The following is a 17,312-nucleotide window of genomic DNA, read 5'->3' as shown; positions in this document are numbered from 1 at the left end:
CCGGGTTGGTCGGCCCCAGTAGGGCGCGCGGGGCCGGACCACTACGGTGGTCAGGTGCGAACCGCTGTCGAAGGCCTGCCCGCGCCGGACCGATGTCTGGTGATGGGCGTGGTCAACGTGACCCCGGACTCGTTCTCCGACGGGGGCGAGTGGTTCGAGCCGTCCGCGGCGATCAAACACGGGCGCGAGTTGCTGGCCGAGGGGGCCGACCTCCTCGACGTCGGCGGTGAGTCGACCCGGCCGGGAGCCGAGCGGCCCGCCCCGGCCGAGGAGATCCGCCGGGTGCTGCCGGTGATCGAGACGCTGGCCGCCGAGGGCGCCCTGATCTCCGTCGACACGATGCGCTCCGAGGTCGCGGCACTCGCCCTCGACGCCGGGGCCGTGATGGTGAACGACGTGTCCGGCGGACTCGCCGACCCCGACATGCTCGGACTCGTCGCGGACCGCCGCGCGGCGTACTTGTGCATGCATTGGCGTGGACACTCCACCGATATGCAGAGCAGGGCCGTGTACGACGACGTGGTGGCCGAGGTGATCGCCGAACTGGCCGAGCGGCTGGAGGCGATCAGGGTGGCCGGGATCGACCTGGCCCGGGTCGCGATCGATCCCGGACTGGGTTTCGCGAAGAACGCGGACCACAACTGGACCATGCTGCGCCGGCTGCACGAGTTCGCCGTACTGGAGCGGCCGATCCTGATCGGTGCGTCCCGGAAGACGTTCCTAGGTAGGCTGCTCGCCGACGAGGAGACCGGCGAACCCAGACCGGCCGTACGACGAGACGACGCGAGCGCGGCCGTTTCCGCCCTCGCTGCCGCGAGTGGGGCCTGGTGCGTCCGGGCCCACGCGGTGGCACCGAGTGCGGATGCGGTCCGGGTGGCGCGCAGGTGGGGAGCGGGATGACCGACGAGCAACCGGGTGCGCGTCCGCGGGCCGAGGTGACGGCGGAATCCGTCGTACTGAACGCCAACACCGCGTTCTACAACGCGTTCGAGGCGGGCGACCTGGACCTGATGGCCGCGGTCTGGCTGCCCGAACCCGACCCGGTCTGCATCCATCCCGGCAACGCGGCGATCTCGGGGTACAACGAGATGATGCGGGCCTGGGCGATGATCTTCGCGAACACGCCGTACATCCAGTTCTTCCTCACCGATGTCCAGGTACGAGTGGATGACAACGTGGCATACGTCACGTGTACAGAAAATGTCCTGTCGTCGGGTGAAGGTGCGCCCGAGGAGGGGTTCGCCGGCGGTAAGGCGCTGGCCACGAACGTCTTCCGGAGAACTTCTTCCGGCTGGCGGTTGTGGATCCACCACGCCTCCCCGGTACTGTCGTCTGGGGGTCGACAGGAGGAGGCGGAATGAGCGGTCCCGTGACGCCTCCTGACGTGATCGAGATCCGCGGCATCCGCGGATTCGGCCGGCACGGGGTGTTCGAGCAGGAGCGGGCCGACGGGCAGGAGTTCGTCGTGGACGTCCGGCTCGAGCTGGACACCCGGCCCGCCGCGGCCTCGGACGACCTGGCCGACACCGTGAACTACGGTGCCGTGGCCGAGCAGGTGCATGCCGCCATCGAGAACGATCCTGTCGACCTGATCGAGACCCTGGCCCACCGGATCGCCGAGCTGTGTCTCGCCGACCCGCGGGTCACCGGGACCGCCGTGACGATCCACAAGCCCTCGGCGCCGATCACCGTGCCGTTCGACGATGTTGTCCTGACCGTGCAGCGCAAACCCGGAGAACCCCGTGACTGAGACCCCTAGTCCCCACGTCATCGACGCGGACACCCTCAGCGGTGGCCTGAAGCCGATCCGCCAGGTGATCCTGTCGCTCGGCAGCAATCTCGGCGACCGGGAGACGAATCTGCAGGGCGCGGTCGACGCTCTGCGGGACACCCCTGACGTCGTGGTCGTCGACGTCTCGCCGATCTACGAGACCGAGCCGGTCGGTGGGCCGGAGGATGCCGGTCCGTATCTGAACATCGTGCTGCTCGCCGACACCACCCTGTCGGTCGACACCCTGCTGGACCGCGCGCACGCCGTCGAGCAGGCGTTCGGCCGGGAACGCAGTGTGCCCGGCGCGCCGCGGACGCTGGACGTCGACCTGATCACCTACGGCCAGAAGACGATCGAGTCCGAGGAACTGACCGTGCCGCACCCGCGGGCGCACGAGCGCGCCTTCGTGCTGGCGCCCTGGCTCGACATCGAGCCGGACGCGGTACTGCCCGGTGTCGGTCCGGTCGCGGAACTGCTCGCCCAGGTCGGCACCGAGGGTGTTCACAAGGTCGACGACCTGACCATCGAGCTGCAGTAGTGGTGTCAGGCAGTACCGGACCCGGCCGAGCGCCCGGCAAAGAACCGCCGCGGCCCGGCTCGGTCCGGCCCACGTCTCGCAAGCTGCTGGTGGCGATCGCCGTCCTCGGGGCGGCGATCGGCTTCACCATGGTCAAGGCGATCGAGTCCGGCGGCGGGGTCGCGCCCATGGTCTCCTGGCTCACCCTGGTCGCCTGGGGGTTCCTGGCCGCGCTGCTGTTTGCGGCGGCCCGGAACACCCATACCCGGATCCAGGTCCGGCGGGAACGGATCGAACCGTCCCGCGCGGTGTTCCTGCTGCTGCTCGGAAAAGCCAGCGCCTTCGTCGGCGCGTTGTGCACCGGTGTTTACGCAGGGTTCGCGTTATCCTTCCTGAACGCGGTGAGTTCCTCGGGGCCCCGCAATCGGGTGATCACAGCCGGTGCCGCGGCGGTGATCTCAGTGCTGGTCGTCACGGCCGGATTGCTGCTCGAACGTGCGTGTCGTATCCCCGAAGACCCCGACGAGACCCCCTAACATGTCGGTCCATGGGGTCAAGGGGTAGCCGCCGTCGAACCAGGACCACAGTTCTCACCGTCGCCAACGGACTGCTGATCGTCGTCTGTCTGGGCGTGAGTGTCGCGCTGTTCTCGCAGAACGCCTGGATTCTGCGCGCCGCCGCGTTCGGCGCCGTCCTGGTCGCCATCGGCGCCTCCCTGCTGATCCGTCATCAGCTGCTGGTCGAACGCCTCGCCCACAGCGACGAACGCGCCCAGGTCGCCCAGGAGTACTCCCGGATCACCAGCGCCCGAGTGGTCGAGAACGCCGAGTTCGTCGACCTGATGCAGCGCCGCCTCGACCGCATCGACGAGCGCCTCGACAAGATCGACGAAGAAGTCGCCACGGTCGTTGCCGCCGGCGACAAACACTCCACGGCCGACGCGCCGACCGTAGTAGACCTAAAACTCCGCGGCCTCGCCGCCTCTTAGTACGCCGTACGCCGCTCGACGCGCGCATCTCAGTCGCCCGCCCGCACCCCGAACCCCGCGCACCCCCGCGCACTGGTCCTCGACGTGGACGGTTCGCCCCACACGGTCAGCTCGAAGGCAGCGATCGCGATCACACCGGGGCTGGTGGACGAGTTGCTCCCCCTGATCCAGCAAGCCGCCGCAGCATAGTGTCCCGTGTCGGAGACACTCGGGCCGTTATTTGTCGATGTCGCCTACTACGAAGAACATGCTGCCGAGGATGGCGATCATGTCGGCGACGATGGTGTTGGGGAGCATTTCGGGGAGGACCGAGATGTTGTTGAAGCTGGCGGAGCGGAGTTTGAGGCGCCAGGGGGTTTTGTCGCCGCGGGAGACCAGGTAGTAGCCGTTCATGCCGAGCGGGTTCTCGGTCCAGCAGTAGGTCTGGCCTTCGGGGACCTTGAGGATCTTCGGCAGCCGGACGTTGACCGGGCCGGCGGGGATCGACGAGAGCCGGTCGATGCAGGCGTCGACGAGGTCGAGGGATACCTTCACCTGTTCCAGCAACACGTTGAACCGGGCGAAGCAGTCGCCGTCGGAGCGGGTGACGACCCGGAGTACGCCGTCGCGCGCGAGTTCGTCGTACGCGAGATAGGGCTCGTCGCGACGGAGATCGGCGTCCACCCCCGAAGCGCGTGCGATCGGGCCGGAGACGCCGTACGACGCGATCAGCTCGGGCGAGAGCCGGCCGACGCCGACCGTACGGGCCCGGAAGATCTCGTTGCCGAGGACAAGGTTCTCGATGTCGGGGAGGCGGCCGCGGACGGCGGTGGAGGCAGCCGAGGCACGGCCGAGCCAGCCGTACGGGAGGTCTTCCTTGAGGCCGCCGACCCGGTTGAACATGTAGTGCATCCGCCCGCCGGACAGCTCCTCCATCACCGCCTGCAGCGTCTCCCGCTCGCGGAAGGCGTAGAACACCGGCGTGATCGCGCCCAGCTCGAGCGGGTACGAGCCGAGGAACATCAGGTGGTTCAGCACCCGGTTGAACTCGGCCAGCAGGGTCCGCAGCCAGACCGCGCGGACCGGGACCTCCAGGCCCATCATCCGCTCGACCGCCAGCACCACGCCGAGCTCGTTGGAGAACGCGGACAGCCAGTCGTGCCGGTTCGCCAGCACGATGATCTGCCGGTAGTCGCGCACTTCGAACAGCTTCTCCGCGCCGCGGTGCATGTAGCCGATGATCGGTTCGCAGCGGAGGATCCGCTCGCCGTCCAGGGTCAGCCGCAGCCGGAGTACGCCGTGCGTCGCGGGGTGCTGCGGTCCGATGTTCAGCACCATGTCGGTGGTGGCAAGCTCCGAGCCCGTACCGGTACCGCCGCGCTCGTACAACGGGTCCAGCCCCGCCGACCCCGCGCCGATTCCCACGACTCGTTCGGTACTCATGACCTTAGTGTCCCGCAAGCGATGTAGTTTGACGCTGCTGGCGCCCAGGCACGCACCTCGCGACCTTTGAGAAGCATCCACGATGCTCCGCATCGAGGACGCTTCTCAAACGCCCCGATGCACGCGCCTGAACACCAGCATCGTTCAAGCTACATCGCTCGCGGGACACTTATCGTGACAGGCTTATGGTGTGGATGACCTCTTCGCACCGTCGGATGTCAGCTGGACACCGGTCTCGCCGAAGCTCGCGGCGGTCCGGCGGGTGACCGCGGCGATCGTGTTCGGGCTGATGACGATCGTCGGGCTGGTGTCGTTCGGCCTGATGATGGGCTGGCTGTACGGCGTCCTGTGGCTGGTGGTGATGGGGATCGGCTTCGCCTGGACCTGGGTCCTGATCGGGCGCAACCAGCGGTCCTGGAAGTACGCCGAACGGGAGGACGAACTGCTCGTCAGCCACGGCATCATGTTCCGCCAGCTCGTGGTCGTGCCGTACGGGCGGATGCAGTTCGTCGATGTCGCGGCCGGACCGCTGGAACGGGCGTTCGGGATCGCCACGGTCGAGCTGCACACCGCCACCCCGGCCACGGACGCGAAGATCCCCGGCCTGCACCCCGACGAGGCGAGCCGGCTCCGCGACAGACTGTCCGCCCTCGGTCAGGCGCAGGCGTGGGGCCTGTGAGCGAACCGACCGCCCCGCCGCCGGAGAAAACAGTGGAGCGGAACGGGGACCGGCTGCATCCGCTGACGCCGTTCGTGCGGGGCTGGGGGTACTTCGTCGTCGCCGCCATCGCGATGGCCAACAACGAGAGCCTGCGCAGCAACCTCGAACTGGCCGGGATCGGCCTGGTCGCCGTCCTGATCGGAGGCATCGCGCTCGGCGCGCTGTCGTGGTGGTTCACCAAGTGGCAGCTCACCGACGACGCGATCCGGTTGGACAGCGGGTTCCTCTTCCGCCGGACCAGGATCATCCGCTTCGACCGGATCCAGGCGATCGACGTCGCGCAGCCGTTCGTGGCGCGGCTGTTCAACATGGCCGAGCTGCGGATGGACGTGGCCGGCGGCAGCCGCAGCGACGGCCGGCTCAGCTACTTCAGCTACGAGGACGCCGCCAAGCTCCGCGGCACCCTGCTGGTCCGCGCGAAGGGCGAGCACGCCGCCGAACAAGCGCAGACCCCGCAGGTCGAGTCGCCGCCGCTCCTGGTCGTTCCCACGGGGCGTCTGCTCGGTGCGACGCTGCTGTCCTCGACCGTGCTCGGTAGCCTCGCCGGTCTGATCTGGCTGATCGTCGCCACGACCGTGCTGGAGTTCCACGTCGGTCTGTTCGCCGGTGCGCCACTGCTGCTCGGTGTGGTGCAGCCGATCTGGAAGCAGGTCGTCGGCAACCACAAGTTCACCCTGTCGGAGACCCACGACGGGCTGCGGACGAAGCGCGGCCTGTTCGACCTCCAGCGGCAGACGGTTCCACCCGGCCGGGTACAGGGCCTGCTGATCACCGAGCCGCTGGTCTGGCGCCTGCTCGGCTGGTCCCGGGTCGACCTGGACATCGCCGGTGTGGTCGGCGGCGGCAACGGCGACGGTGAGGAGGACCGCGACGGCGCCCAGCTCCTACCGGTCGGCGAACGCCAGGAGGTCGCCGGTGTCCTCGCCCGTGTCCTGCCCGGCCTCGACCTGTCCAGCATCGAGATGCACCGCGCACCCGAGCGCGCCAAGTGGTTGCGGCCGATCGGCTGGCGCTACCTCTCGTACGGCGCGGACGACCAGTTCCTGGTCACCACCCGCGGCTGGGTGAGCCGTCGTACGTCGATCGTGCTGCACCACAAGACCCAGTCGGTCCGGCTCCAACAGGGACCGCTCCAGCGCCGTCTACGACTCGCCAACGTCCACGTGGACACCCCGACCGGCCCCACCGACGCGGTCGCCCTGCACCGAGACATCCACGACGCCGCCCGACTCCTCGAGGCTCAGGCCGACAGGGCTCGCGAGGCACGCCGTACTGCGTCCTCACCGGTGCCCGTCCACACCCAGCCGAACCCACCGAGCCCGGAGGGGTCCAGTAGCTCCGCAGCCTCGCCCGCTGCCGACAGCTCAGACACGTAGCGCAGCGGATCGGTTCGGGCCAGCTCCTGTCCCGGCCGGCTCGCCGTCACGCCCAGGGCGCGCAACGCCTCGCGCTGCGTGGTGACAGTCCCGCCGAGCGAGTCCAGGGCGACGTGGGCGGTGATGTCGCACGAGCCGTCGAGCACCGGGTCGCACTCGCGTCCGCTGCGGAAACCGGTCAGTGTTCCGTACGGCGGACGCCCGGCGCGCACGTGTCCGTAGTCGATGGCGACTGCTACACCGCGGTCGAGCCGGTCCAGTACGCCGGCCCAGGCCTCGTCCCGCGTGATCCCGATCTCGGCCCGGTCACCTGGTTCGGCGAGCGGCCACCACTTGTCGAGCCAGGCCAGGTCGTTGCCCTCGACCACATCACCCAGCGAGAGATCGGCCAGCACATATCGGGGCCGCCCGTCGGGATCGAGCTCGACCACTTCGCACGGCACGTTGTCGAGCCACTCGTTGGCGATGACGAGCCCATTCAGTCGCGCGGGGAGTTCGTCGTCCAGCTCGATCTCGCACACCGCCAGCTCCGGATCGACGGCCTTGATGGCCTGGCCGAGTTCGCCTTCACCCGCGCCGATGTCGATCACCTGGTCCGCACCGACTGCTCGCGCCAACCGTGCGATGGCGCCTGCGAACAACGGGGACGCGTGCACCGACGTACGGAAGTGCGCGGCCGGTCGCTCACGCCGGTAGAACCCGTCGGGCCCGTACAGCGCCCGATCCCACGCCTCCCGGAAGGTCGGCATCAACCGACGCCGCCCAAGGGGACGGACCCAACCAGGTTCCAGACCTTGTCGTCGCCTTCGCGCCAGATCGTCAGGTCGTCGAGCAGGACCGAGGGCGGTGGTTCGGCGGCGAGCGCGGCCTCCGCCTCGGCGATCACAGCGAGCGTGCTTGTGGTGGACGCCGAGATGGTCAGGTGTGGATGCGGGTCGGGATGGTCACCGCCGTACGGCGGGCACTCAGGGAACGCGTCGAGCACGGTCCGCATCAGCGCGCGGACCTCGTCGAACGGCTCGGGCCGTAGGTACACGATCCCGTTCGGGAACTGCCCGACCCCGGCGAACCCGAGCTCGAACGGCTTCAGTCCCGCGAGCGCGTCGGTCAGCCGCTGCACGTGCTTGGGCGCGGGGTCGGTCACCCACGGCACCAGTACGGTCACGTGCGGCGGGACCAGGTCGGTCAGCGCCTTGTCGGGTCGCGACGGCGAGGAGGAGACCGATCGCCATCGGTCGGTGTAGTCACCCAGTTCGGGTACCGCGATCAGGATCGCCGTCAGCCCAGCCCGTTCCGCCCACGGCCGCGCAAGTTGTCCGCCCACGCGCTAATCGTGCCCCAGGGGACACCGACTTGTCCCTACGTGACGAACCCCTCGAAGGTGTCCGAGTGCGGACTTCTGCACCTACGCTTGAGTTCGACCGCACGAATCGTCTGGTACCCGGGGACACGGGACTGGAACGCAGAGAGTGGACATGGAACGCATCGGCATCATCGGAGCCGGGCGGGCCGGGAGCGCCTTGGGAGCAGCCTTGGCGTCCGCCGGATACCCCGTCACGGGTCTCACCGCACGCTCGCGGGCCTCGGCGGAACGCGCCGCACGGCTGCTCCCGGGCGTCCCCGTCCTCCCACCGGACGAGGTGACCAGGCGCGCCGACGTCGTGCTGGTCGCCGTACCGGACGATCTGATCGGATCCGTCGCGGCAGGGCTGCCGTTGACCACGGACCAGTACGTCGTACACCTGTCCGGGGCGCATGGGTTGTCCGTGTTCGGCGATGTGGTCGCGGTACCGGTCGCGTTGCATCCGCCGATGACGTTCACGGGCGGGCGGGCCGAGCTCGACGGGGTCGTGTTCACCGCGACCGCGCCGGAGCAGGCCCGGGCGTTCGTCGAGCGGCTGGTCAAGGACCTGGGCGCGGGTGTGCAGTGGGTCGCGGAGGCGGAGCGGGCGCGGTACCACGCGGGCGTCGTACACGCCGCGAACCACCTGACCACGCTGCTCGCGCAGGCGTTCGCAGTACTGCGTGAGGCGGGTGTCGACGACCCGGCGGCGACACTTCGGCCCTTGCTGACCGCAACCCTCGACAACACGCTGCGGTCCGGTCATGATGCGCTCACCGGGCCGATCGCCCGCGGCGACGTCGACACGGTCGCGGCCCACCTGGCCGTACTCCGGGATCGCACGGCGAGCACGTACGCCGAGCTGGCCCGGGCCACGGTGGACCTCGCCGCCGCCGACGGACGCCTGGACGACGGAGTGGTCCGCCGGTTCAAGCAATTGCTGGCGGAGCAGGGGACCGGGGATGAGGAGCCGGCGCACGGACAGGCGTCCGGGCGGGCGGCACAGAGTCGGGCCGTGCCGGACACGGCCGAGCGAGAGCTGGTGCTGGAGCGGGATCTGACAGGGGAGGCACCGCGGTGAGACTCACCCAGACGAAGGCCGAGTTGCGGGCGGCGAGTGCGATCCGGCCCCGCGCGGTCGTGATGACGATGGGCGCGCTGCACGAGGGACACGCGGCGTTGCTCGCCGAGGCCCGCGAACGGGTCGGACCGGACGGCAGCGTGGTGCTGACGATCTTCGTGAATCCGTTGCAGTTCGGGCCGACCGAGGACTTCGACCGGTACCCGAGAACGCTGGCCAGCGACCTGGCGATCGCCAAGGCCGAGGGCGTGGACCTGGTCTTCAACCCGTCCCGGGACGAGCTCTATCCGAACGAGCCGTCCATCACTGTGCACCCCGGACCGCTCGCCGACGAGTTGGAGGGGACGGTCCGGCCGGGCCACTTCGGCGGCGTACTGACGGTGGTGGCGAAGATGCTGCACCTGACCGCGCCGGATCTGGCGCTGTTCGGCGAGAAGGACTACCAGCAGCTCACGCTGATCCGCGAGATGGTGTGCGACCTGGACTGGGATGTCGACATCATCCCGGTACCGACGGTACGGGAGGCGGACGGCCTGGCGCTGTCATCACGCAACCGCTACCTGAGCGAGACCGAGCGTGACGAGGCGCTGGTCCTGTACCGGGCGTTGACCGCCGGTGCGAAGGCCGGGATGAACGGCCCGGACGCCGTGATGGCCGCCGCCCACGCCGAGCTGGAGGCGGTGCCCTCGGTGAACATCGACTATCTCGCCCTCCGAGCGCCCGATCTCGGCCCTGTCATCGGCCCCGGCGAAGCGCGCATGCTCATTGCGGCGCGGGTAGGGACCACCCGTCTCATTGACAACATTTCCATCACGCTCAGATGAAATCCGTTGATACGGTCGCTGGATGACTGCCCCCGCCGTCCCGCAACGGCTTGCTGCGCCCGCACCTGGCTGGACCGACACCGTTGACGTGGTGGTGATCGGTTCCGGGATCGCGGGACTCACCGCGGCGTTGAAGGCCCGCGAACTCGGGTCGGTGCTGGTGGTGACCAAGGACGTGATCGCCTCTGGCTCGACGCAGTGGGCGCAGGGCGGGATCGCGGCAGCGCTCGGACCGGGTGACACCCCGGAGGAGCACCTGCAGGACACCTTGGTGGCCGGCGCGGGCCTGTGTGACCCGGCCGCCGTACGGGCGCTGGTCACGGAAGGACCGGATGCCGTCCGCGAGCTGATCGACCTCGGGACGCGGTTCGACACCCAGGCGACCGGCGGCCTGTCGCTGACCCGCGAAGGCGGCCACCACCGGAACCGGATCGCCCACGCCGGCGGGGACGCCACCGGGATGGAGATCGAGCGGGCCCTGGTCGCGGCGGTGAAGCGGGCGGACGACATCCGCATCATCGAGCACGCGCTGGTTCTCGATCTGCTCCGCGCCGACGACGGTGCGGTCGCCGGCGTCACCCTGCACGTGATGGGTGAGGGCCAGCTCGACGGTGTCGGTGCGATCCGCAGCCGTGTCGTCATCCTCGCCACCGGCGGACTCGGCCAGCTGTACGCCGCGACGACGAACCCGAGTGTCTCCACCGGGGACGGAGTCGCGTGCGCGTTGCGGGCGGGTGCGAAGGTGCGGGACATCGAGTTCGTGCAGTTCCACCCAACCGTGCTCTGGCTGGGCAAGAGCGCCAAAGGCCAGCAGCCGTTGGTGTCCGAGGCGGTCCGCGGCGAGGGCGCGTTCCTTGTCGACCAGCTGGGCAACCGGTTCATGCAGGGGCAGCACGAGATGGCCGATCTCGCCCCGCGCGACGTCGTGGCGAAGGCGATCATGCGGCAGATGCTTGCCGCCGGCAAAGATCATGTCTTCCTCGACGCCCGGCACTTCGGCGACGAGTTGTGGCGGGTCCGGTTCCCGACCATCCTCGCGTCCTGCCGTTCGCACGGGATCGACCCGGTCCGCGAGCTGATCCCGGTCGCGCCGGCCTGTCACTACTCGTCCGGCGGCGTCTGGACCGACCTGAACGGGCAGACCTCGATCCCCGGGCTCTACGCCTGCGGCGAGGTCGCGTGTACCGGCGTGCACGGCGCGAACCGGCTGGCCTCCAACTCGCTCCTCGAAGGTCTGGTCTTCGCCGGCCGGATCGCCGAATCGCTGGCCGGCAGCCTGCCCGATCTGCGCGAACCCGCCGAGGACACGAGGATTCCCGGCCTGGTCGACGCGGACGCAGTACCGGAAATGCAGCGGATGATGACGGTCGGCGCGGGTGTCATCCGGAGCGCGACCGGGCTCGCGGAGGCCGGTGAGCGGCTCGGCAAGCTGATCGAGCAGCCCAGCGGCGAGCCCGGTACGCCGGGGTGGGAGGCGACCAACCTGGTCACCGTGGCGGCCGCGTTGATCGCCGCCGCCACCGCCCGGGAGGAGAGCCGCGGCTCGCACTGGCGCGAGGACCACCCCGATCGCGACGACGCTCAGTGGTCGGGCAATCTGGATCTCACACTGCCGGTCGAATGCGAGCCTGACAGCCGCCTGAGCCGGCCGGTCACGGCGTTCGTGCCGCTGAAGGAATCATCGGAGGGGGAGTAGCAGCATGGATGACACGCTCGACAAGCGGTGGGTCGAGGACCTCGTCCGGGCCACCATCGAGGAGGACCTGGCCGGCGGCGTCGACGTCACCACCACAGCCACCGTCGACGAGAACCAGGTCTCGGTGGCCGACCTGGTTGCCCGGGCCGACGGTGTCGTCGCGGGCCTGGAGATCGCTGAACTGGTGATTCGGCTGGTCGCAGGTTCCGGCGAGCTCGAGCTCGAGCTCGAGCACTCGGTCACCGACGGCACATTCGTGCGGCGCGGTGACGTCCTGCTCACCGTGCGCGGCAAGACGAGGCAGCTGCTCGTCGCCGAGCGCACCATGCTGAACCTGCTCTGCCACCTGTCCGGTGTCGCCACCCTGACCCGGCGCTGGGTGGACGCGGTCGAGGGCACCGGCGCGGTCATCCGCGACACCCGTAAGACGATGCCGTTGCTGCGTTCCCTGGAGAAGTACGCCGTCCGCTGTGGTGGCGGCAAGAACCACCGGATGGGTCTGTCGGACGCGGCCCTGATCAAGGACAACCACGTGATCGCCGCGGGCGGTGTCGCCGAGGCGTTCCGCCTGGTCCGCAAGGCGTTCCCGGAGATCGCGGTCGAGGTCGAGGTGGACTCGGTCGACGACGCGCTGATCGCGCTGGAATCCGGTGCGGACCTGATCCTGCTGGACAACATGGGTGTCGACCAGCTGCGCGAGGCGGTCGAAAAGGTGGCCGGCCGGGCCCGGCTGGAGGCGTCCGGCGGGCTCACCCTGGAGGTTGCCCGCGAGGTCGCCGAGACCGGCGTGGACTACCTCGCGGTCGGCGCGCTGACCCACTCGGCGCCGGTGCTCGACATCGCGATGGACCTGCAGGAAGCCTGATGCTGCTCGCTGTCGCGGTCGAGAACACCCGCACCCTCGTCGGCCTGGTCTACGAGGGGACGGTCAAACGGCATTGGTGGGTGGGCACCGACCCCCGCCGTACGGCGGACGAATGGGCGGTTCTGCTGGGCGGACTGCTGACGGGTGAGGCCCCGGTGTCCGGTGTCGCCGTGTGCTCGGCCGTCCCGCACGTCCTGCACGAACTCCGCGACCTGGTCTCCCGGTACTACGGTGACGTGCCGGGCGTGGTCGTCGAACCGGGCGTGAAGACCGGGCTCCCCGTCTTGGTCGACAACCCGCGCGAGGTGGGCACGGACCGGATCGCGAACGCGCTGGCCGCGGTGAACCGGTTCGGATCGCCTTGTGTGGTAGTCGATTTCGGTACTGCGACCACGGTCGACCTGGTCAACTCCAGCGGCGCTTTCGTCGGCGGAGCCATTGCCCCCGGCATCGAAACCGCGACCGACGCACTCGGAGCGGCGGCCGCCCAACTTCGCCGCGTCGAGCTCAACCGGCCGCGGACCGCCGTCGCCCGCAACACCGTCGAAGCCCTTCAGTCCGGAGCGATCTTCGGTTTCACCGCACTGGTCGACGGCCTGGTCACCCGCATCCTGGTCGAGCAGTCGCTCACCCCTGGCTCGGTCCCGGTGATCGCGACCGGAGCGCTCGCCCCGGTGATCGTTGCCGAGTCGACCCTGATCACCCATCACGAGCCGTATCTCCCGCTGCTCGGCCTGTACCAGGCCTACACGCGCAACCACTGACCTGGTTGCGCTCCGTGAGCGGGGTGTTTCGGAAGCCCGCTCTTGCGCACGGCGGGTAGTGGCCTCAGCATGAGAGGAGTGCGCCCGGGCGGGGAGGCCCGGGTCATTGGGGGAGGCGCCATGAAGAACGCTTACCGCGCGCTCGCGGGACTGATTTCGCTCGGTGTGCTGGTCCAGGCGATGACGATCGCGCTCGGCTGGTTCACGGCTTTGAAGGACATGGACGACGGTTTGGTGATCGACAAGAACACCGACTTCAACACCGGGCAGATGCTGCACAGCATCGTCGGCCTCATGGTCATCCCGCTGCTGGCGATCCTGTTGCTGATCGTGTCGTTCTTCGCGGGGGTGGCCGGGGGCGTCAAGTGGGCGGCCTTCGTGTTCGGGTTGGTCGTGCTGCAGGTCGCCCTCGCCTTCGCGGGGTGGGCGCTGCCGGCGATCGGGGCGCTGCACGGCGCCAACGCGCTGGCGTTGATCGCGGTCGCCGGGATGGCGTCCCGGCGAGCGGCCGCCAGCCCGGAATCGGCGCCGGCGACGGAGGCCAAGCTGTAGATGCTTTGGGCAACTGAATTCCGGTGGGACCGGTGAGGATGCCCCGGCGGCGAGTGCTGGTCGCGCTCGCCGCCACTGTCGTCGTGCTCGCGCCGCTCGGGTTCTTCTGGCAACAGAGTCTGGTGCCGGACGACCTGTCCCCGATGGCGATGGGGTACGCCGACTACGGTGGCGGGCCTGTTTCCGAAGGCATGCACTCCGGCCACGATCGGGGCATCGACTCCTTCAACGTGCCGGCGGATCGGCCTGCGGACGTGGTGGTGGATCTGGTCGCGCGGAAGGAACGGTTCGACATCCCGGGCCGTGGATCGATGGACGGGTACACCTTGAACCACACGTCACCCGGTCCGCAGATCACTGCGCGACAAGGCGAGCTGGTCCAGGTGACGCTGCACAACGAGTCGGTCCCGGATGGGATCACGTTGCACTGGCACGGCGTCGACGTACCGGCTGCGCAAGATGGAGTCGCCGGAGTCACGCAGGACGCAGTACGGGTTGGTCAGAGTTATGTGTATCGGTTTGTGGCTGAGGACGTGGGGACGTACTGGTACCACTCGCATCAGGTGTCGCATGAGCAGGTGAAGAAGGGTCTTTACGGTCCGCTGGTGATCTCGCCGGGGGCGGGGGATGTGGTGGCCGCGGTCCACACGTACGACAAGGTGCGTACGGTCAACGGGCGGTATGGGGAACACCGGGTCGACGCGGCTGGCGGTTCGTCGGTGCGTGTGCGGCTGATCAACACGGACAACGGGCCGATGGCGACGTGGGTCGACGGGGCGGCGTACCAGGTGGTCGCTGTTGATGGCACTGAGGTGAATCAGCCTGCGGTGGTGGAGGGCAAGTCAGTGCTCGTCACCGCCGGCGGCCGGATCGATCTTCGGTTGACGGTGCCTTCGGGGTCGGCTGTGCGTCTTGGGTTGGGTGGTGGGCCGACCACGTTGGTGATCGGGGCCGGGGATGCTCCTGCCGGTGCCGAGCCGGGCAATCGCGTTGATTTGCTGAGCTATGGGGTGTCTCGTCCGTTGGGATTCGATCCGGGAGCGGCGGATCGGCGGTTCGAGTACCGCATCGGGCGTCGTCCCGGCTTCTTCAACGGCCGACCTGGTTTGTGGTGGACGATCAACGGCCACCAGTTCCCCAACGTACCTATGTTCGTGGTTTCCGACGGCGACACGGTCCGGACGACCATCCGCAACAGTTCCGGCCAGGTCCACCCGATGCACCTGCACGGTCATCACGTGGTCGTCCTCAGCCGCAACGGCACCGCGGCCACCGGCAGCCCCTGGTGGGTCGACTCCCTCAACGTCGAAGACGGCGAAACCTACGAGATCGCCTTCGTCGCCGACAATCCCGGCGTCTGGATGGACCACTGCCACAACCTCACCCACGCCGCCGAGGGCCTCGTCACCCACCTCATGTACACCGGCGTCACCACCCCCTTCCAAACCGGCGGCCCCCACCACAACCAACCCGAATGACCCCAGTTAGCCGGTTTGTGGTGGGTCGATGTCGCGGCCGACTGTGAGGACCTCGCGGAGGCCGGCCGGCAGGAGCGCGTGGTACGCCGAGTCGGGGGGTGTGCCCGTGGCGTCAAGGGTCTTGGAGAAGAAGCAGCGGACGGCAGCCGCGAGCACGACGTCCAGGACATCCTCGTCGGACAGGCCGAGGACGCGGAGGTGGTCGACGTCGGCCTGAGTGATCCGATCGGCACTGAGGGCAACCTTGCGGGCGAAGCTCATCACCGCTCGGTCGACCGGGTCGGTGGGCTGACCGGTGACCAGTTCGGCGACCTCGTCCGCCGGCATGAACTGCTCGGACAGGATCTTGCCGTGGGCCAGACTGCAGTAACTCGACCTCAACGCGGTCGCCGCGGCGAAAGTCGCCAGTTCGTAGCGACGTAGGTCCATCGAGGACCTGACCGCCGCGCTCAGCTGCTTCCACGCCGCGAAAACAGCCGGCCGGGCCGCGAACGTGCCCACGTAGTTCGGCACGTACCCGGCCTCGTCCCGATTGCTTTCAAAGAAGTCCTCGTCGTCCGAGGACGTACCGATGAATGCCATGAGATTCCCCCTCGCCCCTCACCGTACCTGCAACAACCTGCACCTTTGTTGCTCTCCTCAACCCCCATCATGAAGAATGCCCTGGCCAGGCCGTGGGGGACATGGCCTCTTCACCGTGGGGAACCTCTTGAAGCCGTACGCCGCCCTCCTCTGCGCTGCCCTCCTCACAACCACCCTCACCGCAACCGAGGCGCATGCGGCCGACCCGGCTCCCACGAACGTCCAGATCAGCTGGAAGGACGACACTCGGAAGCTGGTTCACGTCAGTTGGAGTGAGGAGGGCGAGCAGCCGGATCGGGTCAGCGTGCGGTACCAGACCGGCAAGGTGCTGAAGACGATGTACGTCGCCGCCGGTGCGCCGAATGAGTTGGACATTCCGGCGAACGCCATCGCCTTCAGTCAAGCCACCACCGACGTCGAAATGCAGATCGGGGTCGCGGTCGGTACTGAGGCGGGGGAGACGAGTCCGGTCGCGCTGTCGCCGGCGTTCGACACGATCAAGCCGGGCAATCCGTTGCTGGAGACCTACACCATGTCGGGCAGCAGCACGCTGAACGTGAAGTGGAGGCCGCCGACCCGGACCGACACGACGCCGAACGATCCGCTGGATGTCGCGGACTCCCAGCTGTACACGCCGCAGTACATCAAAGACGGACGAACGGTGTTGCTGAGCGCCCCCATCCCGGGCACCACCTTCACCTTCACTGGGCCGCGTCCGCCGTTCGAGTTCCAGGTGTTCGCGCAGAACGAGTGGGGCACCGAGATCGGAGCACAGGTCTTCGGCTCGTCGATCAAACCGACGGCGACGATGCCGGCCTGGGTCCTCGCCGACACGTCGCAGAACCGGATCAGCGGTACCGCCGCGTACGGCGTCCGGGTCATCCTGCAGGCGAGGAACAGCGCGTCCAGTCCGTGGTACACGGTGGGATGGGAGACCTTCCTGCACGACTGGTACGCCTTCGACCTGCGGGCCGCCGGGTCTCGCCAGTACCGAGTGCAGGTCCCCAACACCAAGGCTGGGATCTGGGCCTACTTCGGCGGCTACAGCCCGGTGGTGTCGACCACGGTGCAGATCAGGGCGAGTGCGCACTTCTGGGCTTCCGAGATCCGAGTCGGTCAGACCTCACGTGCGGCGCTCTCCATGAGTCCCTACCTCGTCGGTCACGCCCGCCTCGAGCGCTGGAACGGCAAGACCTGGACCCTCGTCGGCCCGGTCCCCATCGCCAACGGCTATGGCTGGGGCTACATCCGCGGTACTACGCCCGGCCGGGTCGCGTACCGGTACTACGTGCCCTCCGGCTACACCAGCGGAACGCAAAGCTGCAACTGACGG

The 17,312-nt window shown here is 68.7% G+C and carries 19 protein-coding genes and 1 pseudogene; 16 read left to right on the top strand and 4 right to left on the bottom strand.

Translation table 11 applies throughout. The annotated features are described in order from the left end of the window. The first annotated feature begins 102 nt into the window (after positions 1–102). The 6 genes from folP to EV643_RS00160 are packed head-to-tail and all read left to right on the top strand — an operon-like array spanning position 103 to position 3,276. The gene (gene folP / locus EV643_RS00185; RefSeq protein WP_133798549.1) at positions 103–900 is read left to right on the top strand and encodes a dihydropteroate synthase; all 798 of its coding nucleotides are present in this window, start codon (positions 103–105) and stop codon (positions 898–900) included. Further along, positions 897–1,361 (top strand): nuclear transport factor 2 family protein, encoded by a 465-nt coding sequence (locus EV643_RS00180; protein WP_133797870.1) that lies wholly within the window; start codon positions 897–899, stop codon positions 1,359–1,361. Before folP ends, EV643_RS00180 begins: the two co-directional genes overlap by 4 nt. After that, the gene (gene folB, locus EV643_RS00175; protein WP_133797869.1) at positions 1,358–1,750 is read left to right on the top strand and encodes a dihydroneopterin aldolase; all 393 of its coding nucleotides are present in this window, start codon (positions 1,358–1,360) and stop codon (positions 1,748–1,750) included. The genes EV643_RS00180 and folB overlap by 4 nt, the downstream gene beginning before the upstream one ends. Then, positions 1,743–2,309, top strand: a complete 567-nt coding sequence (folK, locus tag EV643_RS00170; RefSeq protein ID WP_133797868.1) for a 2-amino-4-hydroxy-6-hydroxymethyldihydropteridine diphosphokinase — start codon at positions 1,743–1,745, stop codon at positions 2,307–2,309. The genes folB and folK overlap by 8 nt, the downstream gene beginning before the upstream one ends. A 2-nt stretch (positions 2,310–2,311) precedes the next feature. Then, positions 2,312–2,824, top strand: coding sequence for a DUF3180 domain-containing protein (locus tag EV643_RS00165; protein ID WP_238165247.1), 513 nt, complete (start codon positions 2,312–2,314; stop codon positions 2,822–2,824). 11 nt (positions 2,825–2,835) lie between these two features. Next, entirely contained in the window at positions 2,836–3,276 is a 441-nt protein-coding gene (locus EV643_RS00160) for a hypothetical protein (RefSeq protein ID WP_133797866.1), read from the top strand. Between the two features lie 216 nt (positions 3,277–3,492). Here the strand turns inward: EV643_RS00160 and EV643_RS00155 are convergent, their stop codons facing one another. Further along, complete coding sequence (locus EV643_RS00155) at positions 3,493–4,698, bottom strand: NADH-quinone oxidoreductase subunit D (protein WP_133797865.1); 1,206 nt, start codon at positions 4,696–4,698, stop codon at positions 3,493–3,495. A 190-nt stretch (positions 4,699–4,888) separates the two neighbouring features. Between EV643_RS00155 and EV643_RS00150 the strand changes: the two genes are divergently transcribed. Both EV643_RS00150 and EV643_RS44615 read left to right on the top strand, forming a co-directional pair. Next, entirely contained in the window at positions 4,889–5,377 is a 489-nt protein-coding gene (locus EV643_RS00150) for a PH domain-containing protein (RefSeq protein WP_133797864.1), read from the top strand. Next, positions 5,374–6,795: a PH domain-containing protein gene (locus EV643_RS44615; RefSeq protein ID WP_133797863.1), complete on the top strand. Its 1,422-nt coding sequence runs from the start codon at positions 5,374–5,376 to the stop codon at positions 6,793–6,795. The genes EV643_RS00150 and EV643_RS44615 overlap by 4 nt, the downstream gene beginning before the upstream one ends. 86 nt (positions 6,796–6,881) lie before the next feature. On the opposite strand, the pseudogene EV643_RS00140 reads toward EV643_RS44615, so the two are convergent. After that, positions 6,882–7,544, bottom strand: a pseudogene (locus EV643_RS00140) (SAM-dependent methyltransferase); the annotation flags it as partial. Beyond that, on the bottom strand, positions 7,544–8,119 hold the full coding sequence (locus tag EV643_RS00135; protein ID WP_133797861.1) for a 2'-5' RNA ligase family protein: 576 nt from the start codon (positions 8,117–8,119) through the stop codon (positions 7,544–7,546). The pseudogene EV643_RS00140 and the gene EV643_RS00135, both read right to left, overlap by 1 nt. A gap of 145 nt (positions 8,120–8,264) precedes the next feature. Here EV643_RS00135 and EV643_RS00130 point away from each other — a divergent pair, with 145 nt between their 5' ends. The 7 genes from EV643_RS00130 (at position 8,265) to EV643_RS00100 (ending at position 15,397) form a co-directional block, all read left to right on the top strand. Next, positions 8,265–9,218 (top strand): Rossmann-like and DUF2520 domain-containing protein, encoded by a 954-nt coding sequence (locus EV643_RS00130; protein WP_440589960.1) that lies wholly within the window; start codon positions 8,265–8,267, stop codon positions 9,216–9,218. After that, complete coding sequence (gene panC / locus EV643_RS00125) at positions 9,215–10,042, top strand: pantoate--beta-alanine ligase (RefSeq protein ID WP_133797860.1); 828 nt, start codon at positions 9,215–9,217, stop codon at positions 10,040–10,042. The genes EV643_RS00130 and panC overlap by 4 nt, the downstream gene beginning before the upstream one ends. Positions 10,043–10,064: 22 nt before the next feature. Further along, positions 10,065–11,738: an L-aspartate oxidase gene (locus EV643_RS00120; RefSeq protein ID WP_133797859.1), complete on the top strand. Its 1,674-nt coding sequence runs from the start codon at positions 10,065–10,067 to the stop codon at positions 11,736–11,738. Between the two features lie 4 nt (positions 11,739–11,742). Further along, entirely contained in the window at positions 11,743–12,603 is an 861-nt protein-coding gene (gene nadC, locus EV643_RS00115; protein ID WP_133797858.1) for a carboxylating nicotinate-nucleotide diphosphorylase, read from the top strand. Next, entirely contained in the window at positions 12,603–13,367 is a 765-nt protein-coding gene (locus tag EV643_RS00110; RefSeq protein WP_133797857.1) for a type III pantothenate kinase, read from the top strand. The genes nadC and EV643_RS00110 overlap by 1 nt, the downstream gene beginning before the upstream one ends. A 120-nt stretch (positions 13,368–13,487) precedes the next feature. Then, on the top strand, positions 13,488–13,919 hold the full coding sequence (locus tag EV643_RS00105) for a hypothetical protein (RefSeq protein ID WP_133797856.1): 432 nt from the start codon (positions 13,488–13,490) through the stop codon (positions 13,917–13,919). A gap of 38 nt (positions 13,920–13,957) precedes the next feature. Next, positions 13,958–15,397, top strand: a complete 1,440-nt coding sequence (locus EV643_RS00100) for a multicopper oxidase family protein (RefSeq protein WP_133797855.1) — start codon at positions 13,958–13,960, stop codon at positions 15,395–15,397. A gap of 6 nt (positions 15,398–15,403) precedes the next feature. On the opposite strand, the gene EV643_RS00095 is transcribed toward EV643_RS00100, so the two are convergent. Further along, positions 15,404–15,979, bottom strand: coding sequence for a carboxymuconolactone decarboxylase family protein (locus tag EV643_RS00095; RefSeq protein ID WP_133797854.1), 576 nt, complete (start codon positions 15,977–15,979; stop codon positions 15,404–15,406). Between the two features lie 115 nt (positions 15,980–16,094). Here EV643_RS00095 and EV643_RS00090 point away from each other — a divergent pair, with 115 nt between their 5' ends. Next, positions 16,095–17,309 (top strand): hypothetical protein, encoded by a 1,215-nt coding sequence (locus tag EV643_RS00090; RefSeq protein ID WP_133797853.1) that lies wholly within the window; start codon positions 16,095–16,097, stop codon positions 17,307–17,309. Positions 17,310–17,312 lie beyond the last annotated feature (3 nt).

The sequence above is a fragment of the Kribbella caucasensis genome (genome assembly GCF_004361855.1).
Lineage (GTDB): Bacteria > Actinomycetota > Actinomycetes > Propionibacteriales > Kribbellaceae > Kribbella > Kribbella caucasensis.
The sequence above is the reverse complement of the archived record's forward strand: the minus strand, read 5'-3'. Positions and strand labels throughout refer to the sequence as shown.